At 44.8% G+C, this 2,339-nt stretch carries 2 protein-coding genes; both read right to left on the minus strand.

Features of this window, described 5'->3' with window-relative positions; all coding sequences use genetic code 11:
• Nucleotides 1-83 precede the first annotated feature (83 nt).
• Nucleotides 84-1,244 (minus strand): 3-hydroxyacyl-CoA dehydrogenase NAD-binding domain-containing protein, encoded by a 1,161-nt coding sequence (locus CN673_RS21805; RefSeq protein WP_198586090.1) that lies wholly within the window; start codon nt 1,242-1,244, stop codon nt 84-86.
• Between the two features lie 104 nt (nt 1,245-1,348).
• Nucleotides 1,349-2,245: a hypothetical protein gene (locus tag CN673_RS21810; RefSeq protein ID WP_157928996.1), complete on the minus strand. Its 897-nt coding sequence runs from the start codon at nt 2,243-2,245 to the stop codon at nt 1,349-1,351.
• Nucleotides 2,246-2,339: the final 94 nt, after the last annotated feature.

Consider the following 2,339-nt stretch of genomic DNA (forward strand, 5'->3'; position numbering starts at 1 on the left):
ATTTATTTATACACAAGCAACACAAATATTTATTTTTACAAAGGTCGTGACGGTTCAACAGTACGAAATTACAGTAATCGAGATTATTTGGGAGCATATTTGTGGAATCCCTCGCCCGTTTTCCTTCCCAACTTCCCCGTATCCACCATTGAGTCGAGTAAAGGACACGGGAAATACTTGGGATCTTCTGGATACGCCTGATGCCAACTGCCGATGATGTATTTCAAGGTGTCCAATCCAATGATATCCGCCACTTCGAACGGTCCCATTGGTAATCCGGCACCCAATTTCATAGCTGTGTCTATATCTTTGGGCGAGGCATCACCACGTTCAGTCATTCTGATGGCCTCTGCCAAAAAAGGCATATATAACCTGTTGACAATGAAGCCGTGACGGTCCTTTGATTTGACTGGAGTTTTCCCCAATTGAGTGCAGAAATGACAGAGAGTCTGGTAGGTCTCTTCTGAGGTCTCGACTCCGCAAACAACCTCCACCAACTTCATTACGGGCACTGGGTTGAAGAAATGAAGACCGGCTACCCGTTCTCTTTTAGTGTTCATCTTGTTCATAACATCAGCCAGGAGGAAACTGGAGGTATTGGTCACCAAGAGGCATTCTTCATTAGTTTCCTTCTCCAATCGATAAAAAAATTCCTGTTTCAGCTTCAAGTCCTCAACAATAGCCTCAATTACAATGTCAACTCTCTTGAGATTCAGCTGATCGAGACTGGTAACCAGATCAAGATTGTTCATGGCTGCTTGAACATATTGCTGTTGGGCCTGTGGATCATTTTGGTATCTTCTCTTGGAGATTCTGCTTAGTCCAGCCTGAATTCTGCCTCGGGCAGCTTCACATTTCTCTGTGGATCGACCAACTAGATTTACATGAATGCCAGCTTCGACAGCCACCTGAACAATACCCGTGCCCATAAGGCCGGTCCCAATCACAACGATCTCCTCCACGTTCTTACTCTCTACCATCTTAATTGACCGACCCGCTTCTTCGAAGTCGCCAACGAGATCTGGTATTTCTTCTTCTCCCGCTTTGTATTGGCTGGTAACATTGTTGGCCAGCTTCTTCAAGTGGGTCAGTGATTCAGCACCCAATTGGTTTAAGATTCCTGGGAGCATTTCCGTCAATTGTTTGTTTTCAGCAGTTCCGGTAACCGAAAATGTGTTAGCAGGAACCGAAGCCTGCACCTTCGGATTGTTGAAATGGATAACAGATCCATCATCCTTGATCATGTTGACCATTACAGTTTGTTGTTATTACAAGTCAATGATGGAGTAAATTAATGTTATGCAAACAAAGTTTTCATTTTTTTGATTGTAAAGTTGCAACGTCAAAGCTAAGCACCATCAGCTGGACATCCAGGGCCTCGCTCTCCGGGCTGACATTTGCAATCGGTATCTTTCATTCGACGTTCCGTGATCTCATGCCCATCAACGTCTTTGCCAACCACACAAACACAGCCCTTGGGGCGGGGGAAACAACCATCTTTAAGGCCGGCAAACTTCTGTTTCAACTCGTTGATGACTGCTTGATAGTTGGCCTGAGCTTTTTCTCTAACGGGATCTCGGACATTCTGAGACGGGGATCTATCTCTTTGGTACTCACGTTTTTGGCGGATTTTGCATTCAGTTTCAGTGCACCCTTCAACCAACTCGACCTTACATTCAGCGTCAGTGTCATAATATTTAGTTTGTTCGTTTCCCTGAGAATCCTTCGCAGTACATCTGCATCCCTTTCCTCCATTTCCGGCTCTGGGGTAACAGTTTTCCTTTAATCCTCCAAACTTTTTTTCCAATTCTTCATTCACTTTGGCTTTGTTTTCCTTATCCTCAGCTGTTGGGCCTCTGCATTCATCAATGTTGGCGTACTTTTTGACAATATCGGCTCCTTGGGCATCCTTTTCTGTGCATCTACAGCCCTTGGGTAGGGGGAAACACCCATCCCTGAGGCCGCCCATCTTTTCCTTAAATTCCTGATTAAGTTTGGCCTTGTTCTCAGCTGTTTGGACCACGACTGGTTTCACACATTCAGATTTGTTGTCGAACAGCTTGACTTGTTCCTCTCCTTTATCGTTTTTAAACGTGCATCTACAGCCGGCTTTTACTCCGGGACGGGGGAAACAATTTTCCTTGAGATCTCCGTACTTCTTTTTGATGTCATGAGCAGCATCTCTTTTCTCCAAAGCCAGGGTCAGACTGACCAAAAGCGAAAACACCACGATCCGACGCCACATCCTTCCTCTCTGATCTCTGAAATCAGATCTGATCTAAATCTAGACCAAAATAAAAAACTTTTATTGAAAAGGAACGGTCCCGCCCTGATTGTTT

Source organism: Neopararhizobium haloflavum (assembly GCF_002750855.1).
Taxonomy (GTDB): domain Bacteria; phylum Pseudomonadota; class Alphaproteobacteria; order Rhizobiales; family Rhizobiaceae; genus Georhizobium; species Georhizobium haloflavum.